Genomic DNA, 16,939 nt, shown 5'->3' with positions numbered 1-16,939 from the left:
CTGCTGCTGGCCCATGGCGGCCAGTGGGCAATGGGCAGCGCGCAGCGCCGCCGCTCAATCAACGTGTGTTGGGGGCGGCCGCTTCTTCTTCAGTGCAGGCGGCTGTTGAGCCAGCGCTTGAAACGCTCCACTTGGCCCAGGTATTCGCCTTCAAAGGCTTGTTGAGAAGCCTGGGCTTGGGAGATCAAGGTCTGTACCAAGGCCGGATTCGGGGCCTGGAAGTTCTGCAGCAAGTAGTCCACCATGGCCTGCGGATCAGCAACGATGGGCAGCTGCCAGAGGTGGCTCAGGCCTTGTGCGCCGGAGGGGGTGGTCAGCACCGGCTTGCCGTAGCTCAGCGGCTCGACGGTCTTGATCTTCAGCCCCGTGCCGCCCACCATCGGATTGATGGCAATGTCGATGGCGTCATAGAAGGTATGCAGCTCTTTGACAAAGCCCAGCTTGATGAGCCCCGGCATGTCGGGGATGTGCTTGCAAATGCCTCCAGCCACCACCATGGGGTGTGCGAATTGGCTGCCGACTTGGCGCAGCTTGGCCGTGAAGGCCTGCATGCTGCGGACGTTCCAGTCATTGCCGCTGCCCAGATAACCAAAGGTTAAGGGGCGTTGCGTGGTGGTGGCCTGGAAGGGCCGCACGCAGGGCTCGATGTAGGGCAAGGACAAGATATTGCGATGCCCGCGGGTGGCCAACTCTGCGGCCTCTTCCTTTTGGATGGCCAGCGCCACGTCGGCACGTTGAATCGCACTGTCTTCTTGGCCGATGGTGGTGCTGAACCAGTGGGGCTCTAGACCGGCTTGCCGGTACTTTTGAGCGCGGTCCCCGAAGATGTCATGGGTGTCCAAGACTTTGGCGACCTCCGGTCCAAACTGCTTGAACAGGGGGGTGTACCAGATGTAGTTGACGTGCACCACTTGGTAGGCTCTGAGCGCATGCATCTCGCGGCAGGCTGTGTCGAGCTGTGGGTCGTACCAGTCGGCGATGTGGCAGAGATGCTCGGGCTTGTACACGCGCTTGGACACCTTGGGCGGAACGACGCGAACTGTGCCGAAGATTTGCGAGAGCGTGTGCGAGAGCGCAGGGTCGAAGCCTTCGTCGCAGTGATAGAGCAGGTCGACTTCGAGGCCCAAGGCTTTGTAGAGGCGTGCCATTTGCATGGCGCGGCGCGCATTGCCTTGGTCTGCCGGGCTGAGGCGATTGAAGGTGACAAAGAGAACACGAGCGCTCATGCCAGATCCGCAATGAATTCGGCTGCGCCGATGTCACAGAAACCGTCGCCCGGCACGGCGGCACGCGGCAGCGAGAGGTGGAGCAGGGCGTCTCGGCCTGCGGCCAGCATGGGCAGGCGCAGGGACAAGATGGCACCCTTCTCGGTGTACTGAAGGTCAGACGGGCTCAGTTCGTGGTCCGCGATGCAGATCTCACAGTCATCGACCCGTGCGCGGACATTGCGCAGCAGCAAGCGGGCGGAGGCGCAACCATCCCAAGGCACCATCAGGCTGCCCAGGCCCCGCGCATTGATCAGGGCACGACGTTCGGTCACGACATGGTGCACCAGTGTCTCCCCGGCACAGGCAATGACCTGTAGCGGGTCCACGCGCAGCCGCAAGCGCGGCAGGCCGGAGGCGGTTTCCAGGTCGAGCTTGAGGTGCACCGATGCGGGCACGCGCCGGCAGAGGTGCTCGGCCAAGGCCGGACCAAACTGTCTTGACCCTGTGGGCCAGACTGCCAAAAGGGCGTCACTCATCAAGACTTTAAGCCGGCTGGAGTCGGCGGCTTCATGCAGAGCATGTTGGCGCAACCAAGCGTCAAAGGTACTCCAGCCGCCGGCGCTCGGCTCCCCATAGACCAGCCAAGCCCCTGGGCGGTCAGCGCAGGCCTCGACCACACGCAACAAGTCGGCAGCGTCGCGCGGCTGATGTGGGATGCACACCATGCGCAAGGCGGCTTGACCGAGTAACTCGACAGACTCGGCGGCTTGGCGCTGGGCATCCAAGCGCAGGCGCAAGCTCGGATTGGCCTCGCCATGTGCCACGAAGTCCTGGAACGGGCCCAACTGAGCTTGTACCCAGGCGACTTGTCGGCAGGACTCGATCAGAGGGAAGATGCGATGGGCCTTGTGCATGACCACCACCGGTCCTGGTGGCAGCAAGGGGCTGGCGGCGGTGGCCAGCAGGTCGATCCAAGCTTCGGCGTGACTCATTGCATGGCCCACACATCATCGAGCCATTGGCGTAGGCGCGGATACAGCGCCTGTGGGCTCAAGGCCTTGGCTTGGGTGGCTTCCTTGTTTTGGCGTGACTGACGTGCTTCACCTCGCCCACGCTGGGCATGGCTGCGCAACAGGCCATCGGTCAGTGCGGCGACTGCACCCGCTCCCACAGGAATGGTTTGAACTGCGGCCGACTCGAACTCCGGATAGGCGCCGATGTTGACGGTGATGACGTCGCCACCGCCCATGGCGGCGCGGGGCAAGATGCCGGATGACTCGCCATAGGTCGGAAAGCGCAGCACCAAGGAGAGATCGGCGCGGCCCAGCAAGATGTCCAGGTCTTGGGCGCTGAGATAGCCCGTGACCTGAGGGCGGATGCCCGTGGGCCAGAGCGCATTGATCCGCTCTGAGAGGCGGTACTCTTGCTCGCGCTCTTCGCCAGCAAAGAGCAGCTTCATGTCCGGGTGACCTTGCGCCGAGGCTTCTCGAAAGGCCATCAAGATCTCATAGAGCATCTTGTTGCCGCTCAGAAAACCTGGGACCAAGATGAGGAAGTCTTCGGGCTGGATGGCGTATCGCGCCAAGACCTCAGCCACTTGCGCAGCGTCCGTCGGTGGTGGAGGGGGCAGCACAAAATGCGGCATACGCAGCAAGGGCCGGCCTTGGCTGTGCCCGAGCGCGACACCGGTGGCACCGCCACGCAAGCGCCGCTCAGCATAGGCGGTGTGCACCATCACCCCTTGGGCTGACTGGCATAGGCGCTTCACCATCAGGCACTCTTGATAGACCAGCCCAGGAGTTTTGGCCAGGCTGCCATCACCATGGAGAAAGTCAGTGGGGACGGCATAGTCATCCGCGGCTAACCAAGCGCCCATGATGGCATTGCTGCGCGATTGCTGAGCGGCCACTTGGTGCAGATAAAACAGGGAGACGTCATGGATGATGACGGCGCCCGGGAACTGGTGGACATGGTCCAGCATATAGGCGCAGTCCCCGTTGTTGCCCACGTTGTAGAGCACCTGAGCCTGGCGGTCGGGTTGCCGTGCCAAGAAATGCGCTTCGCTCACGACTTCAACGTGAGGCATTTGCTCCATGGCTCGGCGCGTCTCGGCCGCATGCCCACTTTCTGAGACCACGCAGACTTGAAAGTCGCGCGCCAACAGGGGCAGGTACTCCACGATGTAGTCGGCAAGCCCGTTGCGCTGAGGCGGCAGCGGCGAGAAGACATACAGACGCCGCCGAGCGACGCCTTCTCGAATAGGGGGGGCGATGTCTGGCACGTGAAACTGCTGCAGGCTTTGGGCTTAGCGACTCGTGGCGCGCAGGCTGCTGGCGGGCAGCGACGCGGTCTTGGCGGCGGAAGATTCGCGCTCAAGATTCGTTCTCTGCAGGCTCAACATGTCTGAACAGATGGCAATGATTTCGCTCTTCATGAAGGCCAGACGTGCTGGCAAGGCTTCATTGTTCTGGTTCAGCACCATGTGCTTGAGAAAGGCCACTTCGGCTTCCAGGCTGGCGATTCGGCGGTCGGCTTCGCCGAGCACTTGATTACCGATGTGCACCGGGTAGCTGGCCATGGGCTGCCCCGAGGCACTGATGATGTGCAAGTGATTCAGGCCATCCTTGAGCCTGTCCGCGCGCAGCGGCACAGAAAACAGATGGACGCGACCATCGGCAGACTGCTCGTAGATCGGCAGTGGATCGGCGGCATGCTCGTTGAGCTTGACTTGCAAGTTCGGGCGAACACCCGTGCCGAGCTTGTCCTTGACCACGCCATGCACATAGCCGGCATTGAGATGCTTGAACTGCACTTCGAAGAGCAGGTCCGCGGGCGTGCCTTGCGTCAAGCGCATCAACTCGTGGGGGCCCTGTAGCGCATGTTCAAAGAAAGTGGCGCCCCGGGAGCTACGCAGCTCTAGGCGCAAGGACATCGCACTGAGGTGCGATGGCAACAGGCATTCTTGAGGAATTCTGAGCTCGAAGGCTGAGTTTTCTCTCGAGGGTAGGCGCAGCCCAGAAAGGTCCCGAGCCAGCTCGAAGACAGACAAGTTAGCGACAGCGGTGTTGACACATTGACCGTCGAGCAGCAATTGCACGACATCGAAGGCTGCATCTACATCGGCGGGAACCGAGAAACCAATCACACGACCCAGGCTCCAATCGATGCGGGCCTCGGCAGGTGTCATGTGTGGCGCCACGCTACTAGCGGCGGTGTCGGATTTGTTCATGGACTGCGACTTAGAAGTGGGTTACTCGGCTACGGCTCAGCGCAAGTGAGACCTTGTGTCTCAGGTGTCTGTCACAGACCATCCTCAAAGACGCCTTCCAGCCGAGGGGCTGCTACAGGCTCGGCTTCAACGTCAAGCGTGAATGTCATGCGGCGAATCTCGATACTTCCTCGCGGCGTCGGGTTGAACACAAAATGAATGTCAAATGCCTGGATGTCCGATGCACTGATACGCCCCAAAGATGCTTTGCTGATGCAAACCTGATTGGTTCGGACATCCAGATGAGTCTCTGTCCACTCACCGCCGACGTTGATGCTGACCTTGCTGCTCAATGTCACTTGTGCTGTGCTGCTGACCTCGATCAGCATTCCGAGTTCGCACTTGCCCGCATCAAAGCCTGCCAGGAAAGAGCGGGCGTCAACGACAAGTGACAGCCAGTCGCCATGAAACTCTGCAAAATTAATGATCAAGCTGTAACGGGAATCAGCTTGCCTTGCCAAGGGCTGCTGAACGAGCTGCACAAGGCCTTGGTGCTGATCACAATAAAAGTGAGTCTCAGCGGACAGCATTTCTCCAGCGGGGGGGTTGCGTCGATAAGTTTGGGCAGAGGGGCTCATCAAGAAGCCCGGCGTCAGACACAGCTTTCCTTGGCCGTTCAGAGGGTTGGTATCGGCTCTCAGCAGCAACGACGCTGACGCTCCCCCGACCAGTTCGCAAAGCTGATCGACGGTCTCATTCATTCGGTGTTGCAAGGCGCGCAACTCAGCAGTCAGCAAGTGGGCTTTGGCGAGTCGCGGAGGGCTGTCCTGATGGCTCATGGCGGTACAGAGTGGTTGGGCTCGTGGCGAAGGGCTGAGCGGTGCAGAAGCTTCGGATGCTAATGGGGGGATCGGCGGCCGCCATCCCCTAGATCCATTGAATCAGGCGGGGCCTTGCTCTGCACTTGGGAGGGTGGGGGCTTGGTAGCCAAACTTTTCGATGATGAAGCGTTCGCGCTCTTGAACTAAGCGGATCGTCGCTTCGTCGTAATAGGCGTTGGTGGGCAAGGGGCGCTCCGACACATTGCGTTTGCGAGCCGAGCGCACATTGGCGATCTGCTCCTCGGTCAAGACCACGCCGGAGGCGGCCAGTGCTTTGAGGAAGTCGTCTTCCAGGTGCTCACTTTGGATGAAGTGATTGACCCAGCAGCGCTCTGCGTCCAGCCGCTTGGCCATGGCGAGCGACTTGTATTCCGGGCCCAGTTGGTCGGTATCGCGCACAAACAGTTTGAAGTAGCGGTAGCTCATCAGCCCGCAGCTCTTGCTCAGGGGGTTGCGGCGGTAGCCAGACTCCACGATACGTCGAGCCGCAGGGGACATCACCACGGCCATCCACTCGCGAAAGGCGTCGACATTGCCGGGGTCTGCGTACCAAAAGTTTGCGGCACGCTCCGCAGAGGCCAGTGCGGGCAGTGGCTTTCTCATACCCATGCCCTTGCCTTTTTTCAATCCGGCCTGAGGCTTGGCGCTGGGGCTGTCGTCCTCGTCCTCGTCATCAGACGCTGCAGCTTGCTTGCCCTTGGTTTGCCAGCGGGCAGGGTCGATCAGTCGCTGATAGAGCACGCCCTTCTTCTGGCAGCCATAGGTCCACAGCGAGACGTACCAGCTCCAAGGGTTACGCACCGAGCCCAGAATGGGTAAGCCCTTGGCCAAGATTTCTGGCGTCGGCGCATTGTGTTTGCCTTCGAGCGAGCCGCCAAGCAACTCTGTGAGCAGATGCCGTACGTGCGTTGAGCCGGTCTTCTGCAGCTCAATGAAAATCAGTTTATCGGAGACGAACACGAGAGGGCTCCTGCTAGGGGAAAGGGTGGTGGGTCAGCGAGTCAGCACAAGGCAGGCGTTGGAGCCACCAAAGGCAAAATTACTGGACATGGCGGCCTGCAGTGGCGGGCCATGACGTGCGTGAAGTGGAACGAAGTCGAGGTCTAACGCCGGATCAGGCTCGTAGAGATTGGCCGTCGGTGCGATCAAGCCGTCATTGAGGGCCACGATCAAGGCCAGCAATTCAGCCGCCCCTGTGGCGCCAAGCATGTGGCCATGCAGTGCCTTGGTTGAGCTGATGGGCAGGCCATGGGCGTGCGAGCCAAAAGCCAATCGAATGGCCTGAACCTCTGTGGCGTCGCCCAGTGTGGAGGCCGCGCCGTGGGCGTTCAGGTACTGAATATCCTGTGCTTGCAGGCCTGCATCACGCAAGCCATTCGTCATGGCGCGCGCTTGACCCTGTGCGTCGGGTTGCAGCAAGTGCGTGCCGTCAGAGGTGGCCCCATAGCCCGCAATGCGGGCCAGAATGCGGGCACCTCTGGCTTTGGCCTGCCGCTCTGACTCCAGCATGAAGATCACCGCACCTTCGCCCAAGACGATGCCGTTGCGATCCTTGGCAAAAGGGCGGCATGAGCGCTCGGCCCCATCGGGGTGGACGGGGGCCAACATGCGCATGGCCTCCCAGCCTCGGTAAATGAACTCGGAGTATGTGGCGTCGCTACCGCCCGCCAATGCGCCATCCAACTCGCCAGATCGAATCAGCCGAACCGCATTGCCGATGGCTGTGTTGGAGGAGGCGCAGGCCAGAGCAATGGCTTGGGCCTCGCCTTGGAGTCCAAGCCGGATAGAGACATGATTCGCCACTCCGTTGGCCAAGCCCCGGGCGATGGTGAAGGTCTTGAGGGTGTTTTTCTCCTGCAAGGAGATACTGCCCTCCATGAAGGTGTGGGCCGTGTTCTGGCCCGTCCCCACAAAGACGCCAATGCGCTCGCGGTCCGCTGTGCTCAGGTCGAGCCCGGCGTCGGCAACGGCTGCCTCAGCCGCAAGGATGGAGAGTTGCGCGACAGGGTCAATCAGGCTGCGGTCCAGCCGAGAAAAGGCACTGGCGTAGTCCTCTGTCAGGCGGGCCACAGCGCGCAAATGGCCATCGGGTGCCGCATGGCTGGCCACGACGGGGGTGCCTGATGCAAAGACAGCGCGAACGTCCTGCAGCGTATTCCCCATCGGGGTGCGCAGGCCTACGCCCGTGATGACCACCTCATTGCGCATGCTGGGTGGCGACGAGGTGATCAACCAAGGCCAAAAACTCCGGCAGCGTGATGGCGAGCTTGGGCAGTTCGACGAACTCGATGTTCAGCTCGTCTTCAATCTCGTCCAGCAGGCTGACCACGGCGACAGAGTCCAGCTCCAAGTCTTGGAATCCTTGGGCTTTCTGAACGTCCTCGAGGGTCTTGCCGCGGGTGTATTCCAGAATCAAGTCAGCGACTTTTTGGTGAACGGGAGTCATGAGTCGGTACGTCGCAGTACGGGAGCGATCGAGCCCTGGAGTAAAGCGCCCCGCGCGAGGGCGGGGCGAGCTTGCACGTGGGGCGGCGGCATGAGAGGTGCCGCCACGGTGCTTATTTGCCGGAGTCGAAATACTCCAACGAACGGCGCCAGATCGGGCCAGAGAAGTTCTTGGACTCGAAGCCGTGACCACCTTCCCAGTCGTCATACAGCAGGCCCATCATGGTGCCGTCCGTGGACACGCCGCCAGCTGACGGGTTGATGGACATGAACTTGCACATCTTGGAGAAGTGCTTGTTGTACATGGGCGGGTCTTGCAGGTTTTGTGCGCAAACGATGCGGACATCATTGCCCTGCTCGGCGGCGCGCTTGATGGCCGACATCGGGTGTGTGCGCCACGGTGTTTCATTGGCCATGCGGACCCAGTCATCCGTGGTGCCGCCCATGGCTTCCATGGCGGCTGCGATGATCTTGCGGAACTTCTCGGTGAAGAAGGGGGCGCAAATGGCGACAGCCCGAGCCACCTTGCGTTGAGTGGCAATCAACATGGCCGCAGTGCCGCCGGCCGATGCACCCATGATGATCACGCGATCAGTGCTGATGCCAAGTTCCTTGCAGACCTTGTCGATCATGGCGTTCAACTCGGGCACCAAGTCGTGGGATGCGCTGCCCAAATACAGGCCAGCGCGCGGCACTTCGCCGCCCCAGTAGGTTTCGGTCGCTGGGTCAGAAACGGCCAGAATCGGCATCTTGTAGAGCGCATCCCAGTCGCGACGCAGGAACTGCATGCGCTTGACATCGGTGTCTTTGCCAGCGCCGCGCGCGCCGCTCAAGATCACCAAGAGGCGATCAGCCTTCTGGCGCGTATTCAGGGATGAGGTGACGGTGAAGTGGCCCGTCTTGACGCGCAACACGCGCATGTCTTCGCTGCCCGCGAGGCCCCAGTCTTCGTCCATGGTCAAGACGGTGGCGGGCTCCTGTACCCAATCACGCTTGGTGCCGAGGGCGCTTACGGCTTCATCAGGGGCTTCCGGTTTGATTTGGTACATGAACTGATCTCTTTGGAAAAAATGACCAGTCATGGTAGCTCGCAAGGGCTGATCCGGGCATCCCTACTCTGAAAGTTGAGATGTAGTCGATTGACTGCTGCTGGTTGGCCCTTCAATCTTGTACTTGTAGCGCTTCATGCCAAGCTGGCAGATGGATTCAAGTCGCTGCAGCTCTTCTGGGGTGAGCAGTGACTCCTCCGCGTGATCGGAGTTTCTGATGTTGAGATCCGCAAAAGTGGCGGCGTTAAACGGCTCACCCAGGAAACTCAGAATGGACTCGATGTGAACCAAGGGGTTAGCCACAAAGTCCTCATAGCGCAATTCATGAACGCGTTCGGGAAAGGCGCGCTTCAGGCCCTTGATGATCTGCACGGATTCGTGCCAATAGTTCGCAGACCCCACGATACTCTCAACCTTCACCACCTTGCCGATTCGCAGACTGGCGGCAACATTTCTAGGGTCTCGCACGATATGAACGAACTTCACCCTGGGCATGGTGGTGGCGATCAGCATTGCGCCGTAAACGTTTTGTGGAGTCTTGTCGAACCATCTGGTCGCGCTGGGCTTGTTCTTCGCCAGATAGAGACGCATGTATCGATGATACAGATCCGCCCGACTGTTGCTTTTGGCGAGCAGTTCCCTGAACTCATCTTCCGTAACTCCGTCCAACTCGCGATGCTTCTTGAGAACCTGATTGTTACTGAGCGTCCGATTCAAGGCGTCAGTACCGAAGGGGTCTCCCCACCGGAAAAAATGAGTCTCTTCAGGGCAACCCAAATTATCATGAAGCCTAAGCGCATCTCGGAGCATCGTGGTGCCTGAGCGTACGCATCCGACAATAAAAAACGGGGCGGGGCTTGTTATTGGTGGCATAGGTGTTGTCGTTCAAGATTGCTCTAGCCCAGGGGTGTTAATGCCCCTGAAGTATTGACAATGTAGAAGAATAATGTCTACATTTGGTGTCTGAAAGGAGGTGGACCGGTATGAATGCACATCAAATCGACACATGGATTGAGGCTCAACTTAAGCATCGGCTACCTGCTGATTTTCAGAATATTAGGCAATTCATCATCGATGACGCTGCGTTGGTGGAGATGGATTCGCTAAAAGACATCAGTATTTTTGATGCCGGGAGAGTGGAGTTTTTGAGTGTTAATAATTTTGACCGGACGCTTGCTTTAAATGTTGAGAGTAAACGATTTTCCCCAGTGAATCCAAAATATCGCCCGGCCATAGGGCGGAGAAATTCAGAATTTGCTAATCTGTTAATCGCAATGAATATGAGTGGAATCTATATAAGCAACTGGTGTGATGCGCAGGGGTGGAATTATAAAAAGACACTACCGGGGATGAATGGGCTGCCGATCATACAGTACTGCAGGCGAGTGGCTCAGCGGGATCAGGTCTGCTTAATGCCGCTCGGATACGACTATATGGGGCCGGGTAGCGGAAATATACCTGAAGGTCCTGATTTGATTCCATTTAAAGAGAAGAAAAACGTTTTGACTTGGAGGGGTAGGTTCAGCGGAACTTACAGCGATTGGAATTCAGAGATGTGGTGGGCGGAATCCATGTTCAGGGAAGCGGCTGAGATAAGCGAAGAGGATGTGCTACGTATTAATTCCTGCGATCGAATGAAAATTGTAAATGCCCTGAAAGGAAAACAATGGGCTGATGTCAAACTAATAACCACACCTCGTGAGGCAGAGGCTGTAATAAAAAATAAATTACTGAGCTCACTTTTTGCAGGGTGCACCGCGACCAGAATTCCAATAAGTGAACAGAGGAAATCAAAGTTCTTGTTGGTGGTGGATGGTAATGATATCGGTACCAATAAATACTGGAGCCTTCTCTCTAATTCCGTGGTACTCATGGTAAGGAGTCAGTGGGAAACCGCTTTGGATGCGGGGCTTGTGCCTGAGAAGCATTTTGTCCCCGTTGAGCCCAGTCTAGATTCTATTGAGGCTGCCATTGATCGCTTGGCAGGCGACGAGGAGCGCTGTCTTGAAATGATCAATGATGCCCATAAGCTATTGAAGCCAAATTTAAATGTTAGACTGAGAGAGGCGGTGGACTATCTGACGCTTAAAGAGTACTCCGAAAAGTTGATATTCCCTTTCGGTAGGAATGTAAATGGATCATTCGCTAGGCCGAAATAATTTACTCTGGTGCCCTGTAGTGCTGTCCTAATAAATCGTAATCGGCTGCGAAAATTCGCTTCAACTTTATCAATGAATCAGGCGAGAGGCGCGACTTATCAATTTTTGACCCTCCTCTTTGAGCGTGTCTAATGGCGGCTGATTTTTTTGTTATTTGCATTAAATCCGAGAAAAAATCATTGAGGCGCTCGAAGGGGTATACATTTGTGTAGCATTCCAAAGTTGGGATGTATTCTGAAATGGGTCTAAAATGATGATCGATGGTGGCGACAGCCCGGTAAGACTCAAAATTCTCGACAAACACATCTATATCCGGGGTGGTCGGCAAGTTTTTTGCAAGGAATGCCGCGCCGTTTGGCTGTCGCAGAATGTACTCTTCAGTCAACTCTTTGTGATGCAACACTCGATTCGAGTAGCCCGAGAGAAAGCGCTGGATTGGGTCTCGAACGACGATGATCCGATGATCGGCAAAATTAATAGGCACTAATCGACGATCAAAGAATTGATGTACATGAGTGGAGTCGTCGATCAGTGATGGAGTAAATGGTTCGCCATGCATAAGTTCAAATAAGAACTCTTTAATTGATGTGCATGCAACTTTAGGGATCGGTGTATATCCTAAGGAATGACTGTTAACCAGTATTCCGTCGATGTATGCTGGTGAAGGGGCGCTAAACTCTATGGCGCCAATACTTGAGCGCTCATCGCCTGAGGCCGCAAGAACTTCAATTCTGGGCGACTGATTTGCTATCAATTTTACTTCTCTGAATCTGCAAAACTTGGCCGCTGCATCATCTGGATAGATCTTCGCAATGACTGGAGATGACTGCCCCCATATCAGTGGGTGCAGAGTCTTATTCATCTCTAAGTACAATTGATCTGAGGCTTTTTGTTCTTTGAGATAAACAGATCCTGCCCAATTGAAGGACTGGTTCGGCCATACATTGTGTGGCAGAGGTGACGATCTAAACTCCTTCACCATATCTTTCTCATCGGTAATCCTGAAAATGGGGCGAAGTGGTTTTACTGTCTTGCGGACGTCCGGCAACCAGTACGATTCAGCTCGAGAAAGATCCCCCAGTAGTTCCCCGTCATAATTAGGGTTGAATTCGAATACGCGAGAAAGATGTTGACGCAATAATGAAGTGAACTCTGTAGAGGAGTCATTGTCTAGCCTCCATGGCGCCTGATCGATATCCGAGAGGTTTGTCAATGGGAGGTCGTGAAAGTGCGTAGACTTCGACTCCAAGAGATCAATGGCCCCTCGAATGAGTAACCGATCTTGAAGCTCACATTTTATGGCAGCTGAACATATTTCCCGATCCCTTTCCTTAAAATTGGCGCAAATACTGATGTAATGCCTAAGTCGCAGAAAGGGATCATGCAGGTAAAGGAAGGACTGCGTGTAACCAGCACGTGTCAAGCTTGAAATGCAAGCGTAAACGAAATCCTGATGGGTATCGCACGGGATCTGTTGAAGAACATATGGCACATCCGGGAGAAGTTTAAGTGCCTTTTGAGATAGATTTTTAGAATGCCAGGCGGACCCCCAGCCACTATCTTGATCAGTGATATGGTCAATATCAAGTGGATTCAAAGCGAAACTCAACTTCGCCAGATCCGGATTTAAGAACGCAATTTCTGAGGCGTGAAGGGTCCGATCCGTCCAGATCCAATGCTTCGCGGTGTTTCTGTGGGTGAGGTTCATAGATTAGTTGCCCGTGGCATTCTTGTAATCTAGATAAGAGCTGAATTTCTTTGAAGTCTCTGTTGATAGAGGGCTGTTGCCCTCTGTGAGCATGCCAAGATACTTCTGATACTCCTCTGCATCGTTGAAATGCTGCCGCCGTTGCACCTCGTTCAAGACCTTTTGCTTAAATCCTGCATGATATTTGAAGTGCGCAAAATAGCACGGCGACGCACATGCCTCTATATTGGAGACATAGTGCAATCCTTCCGAAAGACGCATCCACGGGAAATACTTTAGAATGGCGACTTTCTGTGAAGTATAGAGATTTGGTGCGGAATCTTCTATCAATCGATGACGCAGCCCACTTAGCCATGTTGCGCTGTTAGAGAAGCAGCCAGAGCCCAATTTCCAACGAATCAGCGGTTCACCTTCAAAAAGTGGTGCCAATTCGAAAGGCGGGCCCATTCGAAAGTCGCAATCATCTAGGGAACCACCAGGGTACATGTCAATCATAAAAACATTTACCGCGGTATGGCCAGTCTTTGAGATCTCGCCAAGCCATGCACTGACATCTTGCTCTTCCGTCGATGGGAAGACGAGAAATTCATCTATGTCTGCCAATATTACCCATTTCCCCAAAGCATGCGAAGACAGCACCGCTTGCTGCCATGCTACGCCATAATGGGATTTCTTATACTCGGTATCGGCGCTGTAAAGCAAAACATCAGGCTGCTGGAGCAAATATGCGCGAGTACCATCATCGGATAGATTGTCGACAATAATAAAACACTGCACGCCAATCGATCTGTAATGTGCCAGAAAGTGAGGCATCAGTGTCATTTCATTCCGGGCAACAGAGACGACAATCACCTCTGCGTCTATGGCCTTGGTAACCTTGTCATGATCGCTCAATAATTCAAGTTGATTGGTGCCGTCCGCTGCGTAGACTTTGGGCTCGGCGTAGCTTGGCCATATTTTTTCTGGCCTCAAGATTGAGCTTGACTGAAGATCGGAAATCTCAGGTATCTTCTCTGCATCATCGAGATGGCAGACCATTGTGGGAGACACCTGTGAGGGGTAGAAGCTGTTGCTGAAGGCGCAGACGCGGACAGGATCATCGCCAAACCGTCTCCTTACCAGCGTGTCATAACCTTCTTCAGACAAGTTTATGCCCTTGAGCGATAACAAATCGCCAATCAGTTTATCTTCCATATAGGCGCTTCGCGTGAGTCTAGCGCCTTCGGTCGAAGACAGTGCTTGCAGAACCGAAAACATGGCAAATCTAGAAAGGAAATACCCAGAACCACCGTCAGCATAAACTGATGGCTCGGGTGACTTGTCCAGAGAGTTTTTGGCGAGCGTAGACTCGGAGCGTGCACGATGCCAACTTCGGTCAGTCGTACCAAGTCCGCGAGTTAACTTGCGCCCAAGGTAATGGTGGCCCCATTGAGGGGACTGATGGAACAGTCGCTCGACTGCCACGTGGCAATCATCATCGATCTTGAATAGATGGCTGAAGTTTGTGTTGTTGTAGACCCACTTAATTAGCGCAATTGACTTTTGCGGTAAGGACTCATAGTTGTCGAGAACGTTAAGTGAAAGCACTCTTCCATCAAAAGAGTCATCGCCGTTGCCAACAACAATTATCCAAGGAATTTCAAGCTCATCCAGCTTCTTGGCCCACGTGTTCTGTATGGCAGCGATTCTGGATGATAGATACTTGTTGCATGTGTAGATGGCTACAAGTGTACTTTTAACTGGATCCCGTGATCTTACGGTTGGATGCGCAAGCTTGGTCGGGCCTGAGCATACCTCAGAAATATCATCACCATACCTTTCGCAAAGAAGCCTTCTAAATTCAAAGGCTATGCGGGCCACATCTTTGGGTGCATTTGGGTTGGCTTGCCAGTCAATAAGTAATTGACATGCCTGTAACAATGCAGATGGCGGTACTGATTGATTTGCGGTGTCGTGGAAAAGTTTGAGCCAATGCCTGCTAACTTCCGCAAGTGTGACTTGATCGCTGTTGGTTTCGTTGAATCTATGCTGCCGTTCTGCAAATAGAGCAGCGATCAGGACTCCAATGCCATGAGCCTCAATGCCGCACAATAGCGGAAGCTCTTTGGGGGTAATATTTGCCTGAATTGGTGACTGTTTCCACAGCCCTTCGATCAGTGAATTTTTTCTCGAAGTAAAATAGGTTCGGGGGACGCCTGAGCAGCGTTCAACTATCTCGGTTGCAGCCGCTGTTTCAATGTTGTCGACAGAAGACGCATGGAAGTGCGACAAGAATCGAATAATTTCATTCGGAGATGTCGTACAGGCGGCCGAAACACCCTTTTGTAGCTCAGTCTCGCTATTTGGCTTGGTGTTCAGAGCGGCGCACAGGGCGGCATCCCTCAGCGCAATGCTCGCATCCAACGATCCTTTCAAAGCAGCGGGTAGAACCGCCTCTATAACGGTGCTGAGCTGCGGCGTTGATTCAGTAAGAGCGTAACGAAAGCGAATGAAATTCCGATGAGCAATCTTCAACTCGGCCGGCCAAAATGAAAAACCGTCCCAGCGCTCTGCCAGGGTCTTCCAAAAGTGGGGATTGAATTCGTAATGAAGTATGATTGTCGTCAACGCTTTGTATGCAAATGACGAGGTGATCCTTCTGCTCAGCATAATGAGAGAGGTGGCGGCATCAACCAGATGCTTGTCATGGCTGCGACGCCAGTAATCAAAAGACTGGGCTTCTAGAACATTTAGAATTGCCGACGCGGTTGTTTCTGCTTCATACTGATGCTGTGGCGTAGACGGCCATGCGTGCAGTAGTCGACGGCATGCTGTGGCGATGCATTCCGTGTTGATCCATCCCTTTGCCTCATACGCGATCTTGGAAGTCAGCTGAGTTGCTAACGCATAATCTGCAGTCCAAGTGGCCTCGGGAATTTGAAGTGACAAACTCCAAGCATTGGTATCGGCAGCCATGACCTTCAATCTTGAAATGTCAAGAAACGGCCGTATTTCAAAGTATCGATCTATGCCACAAAAATATGGAATTAAGGCGCATGTCAACTGATGCCTAACTTCCGCGTCGATATCAGAGCGCTGCCAAATTTCCTGGAAGGCCTCTTTGGCATTCGAGCCATCCTCTTGGACTGCTGCATTGAAGGCACGCAGCAATCTCCAGAGTTCAATAGTTGAGATTGCATGGCGAGGTGGATTGAGTAATGGCGCTTCGTCCTTAAGCTCTTCTTCTACCTTGACCCCGTATATTTCAGCATGGTGACGGAACCAGCTTCGGACAGATCTCTCCAGCTTTACTTCTTGCCTGCATGCAAGGAAATGCTCTAGGCACAGTAAAAAATAGTATTGACCTTCTCCTGAGAGGGTAAGTACTTCCCTTGGAAACTGTGTGCCACCTGATTTAAGGTAACAATCCTTCAGGATGCTGGTAAGTTTCGATAGATCCCATACAATATTTTCCTGGGTGAGTCTGCACGAGCCCGCCCAAAGCTCCAACGAGACAGATGATTTCTCTGATGCGTGGCCCCAAATGCTGGCGGGAATAGAGATTTCAAAGCCTAGATCTGTGCGATTAAGAGATTTGGCTTCTGCAACATCTGATCGGTTTACTCTGATGGGTTCGATCTGAACCTCATGCCCATTGACGAACAGTTGGAATGCTTGGGCCAAATTTGAATCATCTGCGATCCATCCTGTCCAAACCAAGGATCCTGATTGCTCTAGCAATCCCTCCGGGGCGGGCTGTTGGAGTTTAGGCCAATCTCTCCAGCCAAGTTTTCGGGCTAATAATTTAAAGTACGAAAGGTCCTCTTCCTTTAGCTGGCTTTGTCTATCTTTCGCTGCCAATTGATTTAATAATGCGAGCGAAATATTCGAAAACTCTGTGTGACTGGAATTCGCTTCTAGTTCGGATGGCCAATCACTTAATGTGTGAGCCAGCTCTAAATGTTTTCTTTCGTTGCCGGCGCATAGCATTACTTCCCGAGCTTGGAGTTCGCCCGAGTCATCCCAGAGCGACAGGGGCAAGGCTATCCTGAAGCCAAAGCTGAGTTGGTCTGATGCGCCGATGGCTCGGCAGACATCAAGCCGATGAATGTGAGTCGCGGTGACTTCTTGAACGACGTCATCAACGAGAAGGTGGAATGCTTCAGCTGGAGCTAATTCGGAAGAGGCAGCCCATCCAATGACTGAAGTTGCAAGGACTTGTTCTACAGTGATCTTGTAGGTAATGACAGGTGGCCCGCTGTGAACTGCTTTCTTGCCCAGAAGTTCGCTAATTCTTTTCAT

Annotated in this window: 13 protein-coding genes; 1 reads left to right on the top strand and 12 read right to left on the bottom strand. The window is 54.7% G+C overall.

The window, feature by feature from the left end:
- Positions 1 to 89: 89 nt before the first annotated feature.
- The 10 genes from KAK11_RS00500 to KAK11_RS00455 all read right to left on the bottom strand — a co-directional run bounded on the left by KAK11_RS00500 (position 90) and on the right by KAK11_RS00455 (position 9,601).
- Positions 90 to 1,226, bottom strand: coding sequence for a glycosyltransferase (locus KAK11_RS00500; RefSeq protein WP_210805087.1), 1,137 nt, complete (start codon positions 1,224 to 1,226; stop codon positions 90 to 92).
- Positions 1,223 to 2,200 carry a hypothetical protein gene (locus KAK11_RS00495; RefSeq protein WP_210805085.1) on the bottom strand — a complete coding sequence of 326 codons (978 nt, stop codon included), beginning with the start codon at positions 2,198 to 2,200 and terminating at the stop codon, positions 1,223 to 1,225. The genes KAK11_RS00500 and KAK11_RS00495 overlap by 4 nt, the downstream gene beginning before the upstream one ends.
- Positions 2,197 to 3,489, bottom strand: a complete 1,293-nt coding sequence (locus KAK11_RS00490) for a glycosyltransferase (protein ID WP_210805083.1) — start codon at positions 3,487 to 3,489, stop codon at positions 2,197 to 2,199. Before KAK11_RS00490 ends, KAK11_RS00495 begins: the two co-directional genes overlap by 4 nt.
- Before the next feature lie 24 nt (positions 3,490 to 3,513).
- On the bottom strand, positions 3,514 to 4,437 hold the full coding sequence (locus KAK11_RS00485; RefSeq protein WP_210805081.1) for a hypothetical protein: 924 nt from the start codon (positions 4,435 to 4,437) through the stop codon (positions 3,514 to 3,516).
- A 71-nt stretch (positions 4,438 to 4,508) separates the two neighbouring features.
- Complete coding sequence (locus KAK11_RS00480; protein WP_210805079.1) at positions 4,509 to 5,177, bottom strand: hypothetical protein; 669 nt, start codon at positions 5,175 to 5,177, stop codon at positions 4,509 to 4,511.
- A gap of 180 nt (positions 5,178 to 5,357) precedes the next feature.
- The gene (locus tag KAK11_RS00475; RefSeq protein WP_210805077.1) at positions 5,358 to 6,257 is read right to left on the bottom strand and encodes a hypothetical protein; all 900 of its coding nucleotides are present in this window, start codon (positions 6,255 to 6,257) and stop codon (positions 5,358 to 5,360) included.
- Between the two features lie 33 nt (positions 6,258 to 6,290).
- Complete coding sequence (locus KAK11_RS00470; RefSeq protein ID WP_210805075.1) at positions 6,291 to 7,505, bottom strand: beta-ketoacyl-[acyl-carrier-protein] synthase family protein; 1,215 nt, start codon at positions 7,503 to 7,505, stop codon at positions 6,291 to 6,293.
- Positions 7,495 to 7,743 (bottom strand): phosphopantetheine-binding protein, encoded by a 249-nt coding sequence (locus tag KAK11_RS00465; RefSeq protein WP_210805073.1) that lies wholly within the window; start codon positions 7,741 to 7,743, stop codon positions 7,495 to 7,497. Before KAK11_RS00465 ends, KAK11_RS00470 begins: the two co-directional genes overlap by 11 nt.
- Before the next feature lie 112 nt (positions 7,744 to 7,855).
- Positions 7,856 to 8,791 (bottom strand): prolyl oligopeptidase family serine peptidase, encoded by a 936-nt coding sequence (locus tag KAK11_RS00460; RefSeq protein WP_210805071.1) that lies wholly within the window; start codon positions 8,789 to 8,791, stop codon positions 7,856 to 7,858.
- Between the two features lie 63 nt (positions 8,792 to 8,854).
- Positions 8,855 to 9,601: a sulfotransferase family protein gene (locus KAK11_RS00455; RefSeq protein WP_210805069.1), complete on the bottom strand. Its 747-nt coding sequence runs from the start codon at positions 9,599 to 9,601 to the stop codon at positions 8,855 to 8,857.
- Between the two features lie 173 nt (positions 9,602 to 9,774).
- On the opposite strand from KAK11_RS00455, the gene KAK11_RS00450 reads away from it, so the two are divergent.
- Complete coding sequence (locus KAK11_RS00450; RefSeq protein ID WP_210805066.1) at positions 9,775 to 10,950, top strand: glycosyl transferase family 90; 1,176 nt, start codon at positions 9,775 to 9,777, stop codon at positions 10,948 to 10,950.
- A 1-nt stretch (position 10,951) separates the two neighbouring features.
- Here the strand turns inward: KAK11_RS00450 and KAK11_RS00445 are convergent, their stop codons facing one another.
- A complete protein-coding gene (locus KAK11_RS00445; protein ID WP_210805064.1) occupies positions 10,952 to 12,658 on the bottom strand; it encodes a sulfotransferase family 2 domain-containing protein in 1,707 nt (568 codons plus the stop codon).
- A 3-nt stretch (positions 12,659 to 12,661) separates the two neighbouring features.
- On the bottom strand, positions 12,662 to 16,939 hold the full coding sequence (locus tag KAK11_RS00440; protein WP_210805062.1) for a glycosyltransferase family protein: 4,278 nt from the start codon (positions 16,937 to 16,939) through the stop codon (positions 12,662 to 12,664).

This window comes from Ideonella paludis (genome assembly GCF_018069865.1).
In the GTDB taxonomy this organism is placed as follows: domain Bacteria; phylum Pseudomonadota; class Gammaproteobacteria; order Burkholderiales; family Burkholderiaceae_C; genus Ideonella; species Ideonella paludis.
The sequence above is the reverse complement of the archived record's forward strand: the minus strand, read 5'-3'. Positions and strand labels throughout refer to the sequence as shown.

What these genes read in the sequence shown, in the direction of transcription:
- KAK11_RS00480 (WP_210805079.1), bottom strand. Translation starts at nt 5,177, where the DNA reads ATGAATGAGACCGTCGATCAGCTTTGCGAACTGGTCGGGGGAGCGTCA.
- KAK11_RS00440 (WP_210805062.1), bottom strand. Translation starts at nt 16,939, where the DNA reads ATGAAAAGAATTAGCGAACTTCTGGGCAAGAAAGCAGTTCACAGCGGG.
- KAK11_RS00455 (WP_210805069.1), bottom strand. Translation starts at nt 9,601, where the DNA reads ATGCTCCGAGATGCGCTTAGGCTTCATGATAATTTGGGTTGCCCTGAA.
- KAK11_RS00495 (WP_210805085.1), bottom strand. Translation starts at nt 2,200, where the DNA reads ATGAGTCACGCCGAAGCTTGGATCGACCTGCTGGCCACCGCCGCCAGC.
- KAK11_RS00465 (WP_210805073.1), bottom strand. Translation starts at nt 7,743, where the DNA reads ATGACTCCCGTTCACCAAAAAGTCGCTGACTTGATTCTGGAATACACC.
- KAK11_RS00450 (WP_210805066.1), top strand. Translation starts at nt 9,775, where the DNA reads ATGAATGCACATCAAATCGACACATGGATTGAGGCTCAACTTAAGCAT.
- KAK11_RS00485 (WP_210805081.1), bottom strand. Translation starts at nt 4,437, where the DNA reads ATGAACAAATCCGACACCGCCGCTAGTAGCGTGGCGCCACACATGACA.
- KAK11_RS00460 (WP_210805071.1), bottom strand. Translation starts at nt 8,791, where the DNA reads ATGTACCAAATCAAACCGGAAGCCCCTGATGAAGCCGTAAGCGCCCTC.
- KAK11_RS00470 (WP_210805075.1), bottom strand. Translation starts at nt 7,505, where the DNA reads ATGCGCAATGAGGTGGTCATCACGGGCGTAGGCCTGCGCACCCCGATG.
- KAK11_RS00500 (WP_210805087.1), bottom strand. Translation starts at nt 1,226, where the DNA reads ATGAGCGCTCGTGTTCTCTTTGTCACCTTCAATCGCCTCAGCCCGGCA.
- KAK11_RS00445 (WP_210805064.1), bottom strand. Translation starts at nt 12,658, where the DNA reads ATGAACCTCACCCACAGAAACACCGCGAAGCATTGGATCTGGACGGAT.